Origin of the sequence: Bacteroides caecigallinarum (assembly GCF_021530995.1) — a bacterium.
Lineage (GTDB): Bacteria > Bacteroidota > Bacteroidia > Bacteroidales > Bacteroidaceae > Phocaeicola > Phocaeicola faecigallinarum.
This window is the reverse complement of record NZ_JADYTF010000224.1, coordinates 1-1,514: the sequence shown is the minus strand read 5'-3', so window position 1 is coordinate 1,514 and position 1,514 is coordinate 1. Positions and strand designations below refer to the sequence as shown.

Below are 1,514 nucleotides of genomic sequence, written 5' to 3'. Positions count from 1 at the left end.
ATTATATGGTACACATATATAGAAACTTTTTATATGTAATCTCATTACTATCGGTAACGAGCTTCTGCGGATGTGGATGTTCTGAACAAAACACAGGCGGCGCTCAGAATAATGAAGATATAGAAAATTATGACGTAAAAGCATATTTGACTACTACAAACAGAGCCTATGATCTAACTGAAAAATATATAAATTTCAGCGACAAAGATCCAATGTCTCCCAATACTATTACACTAAATCCTAATGTAAAGTATCAAGAAATTGATGGATTTGGTGCTGCCATAACGGGATCAACTTCATACAATCTGTCTTTAATGCCAGAAGAAAAAAGAAATGAATTCTTGGAAGAAACCTTCTCGCCACAGAAATATGGATTTAGCTATGTAAGAATCTCTATAGGTTGTTCAGATTTTTCTTTAAGCGATTACACATGTTGTGACACTAAAGGTCTTGAAAATTTTGCATTAACCATAGAAGAAACCAAATATGTAATTCCTACATTAAAACAGATATTAAAGATTAATCCTGATTTAAAAATAATGGGAACCCCTTGGACTTGTCCCAAATGGATGAAAGTAAAAAGTCTTGAGGAAAGAGTTCCTTATGATTCCTGGACAGGAGGTCAATTAAATCCGGAATACTATCAGGACTACGCCCAATATTTTGTAAAATGGATAAAAGCATTCAATGAAGCAGGTGTAAATATATACAGTATTACTCCACAGAATGAACCTCTTAACCGTGGCAATTCTGCATCATTGTTTATGGGATGGCAAGAAGAAAGAGATTTCGTAAAGACTGCACTTGGACCGGCCCTAAAGGCTGCAGGTCTGAATGTTAAAATCTATGCTTTTGACCACAACTATAATTATGACAATATGGCTGAACAGCAAAAATATCCTCTAAAAATATATGAAGACACAGAGGCTTCAAAATATTTTGCAGGTGCAGCATATCATAATTATGGAGGAAATAAAAACGAACTTCTAAACATTCATAATTCTGCTCCGGAAAAAGAACTCGTATTTTCCGAGGCTTCTATTGGAGAATGGAATGACGGCAGAGAACTTGACAAATCATTGTTAAGAGATATGGAAGAAATAACACTGGGAACTGTCAATAACTGGTGCAAAGCTTCTATTGTATGGAATTTAATGCTTGACAATGATCAAGGTCCACATGGAGGTCCTGGTGCGTGTGCTACTTGTTATGGAGCTGTAGATGTAGATAATGAATCATACTCTATAGTAACACGAAATTCTCATTATTACATTATGGCTCATATGGGAAGCGTTGTAAGACCAGGAGCCATAAGAATAAAATCGGATGGTTATACCAGAGAAGGACTAACCTATTCTGCATTTGAAAATACAGATGGAACTTATGCTTTTGTTGTTTGTAATAACAATGCAGAAGAGTTAAACCTGACTATCAACGATGGAAACAATAACTTTGCATATATTATTCCTGCAAGCTCTATCGTTTCATTTAATTGGAAAAAATAGATTATAAAC

Annotated in this window: 1 protein-coding gene; it reads left to right on the top strand. The window is 34.8% G+C overall.

Annotated features, from left to right (window positions below; translation table 11 throughout):
- The first annotated feature begins 5 nt into the window (after positions 1–5).
- Positions 6–1,505 carry a glycoside hydrolase family 30 protein gene (locus I6E24_RS16185; protein WP_235329725.1) on the top strand — a complete coding sequence of 500 codons (1,500 nt, stop codon included), beginning with the start codon at positions 6–8 and terminating at the stop codon, positions 1,503–1,505.
- Positions 1,506–1,514 lie beyond the last annotated feature (9 nt).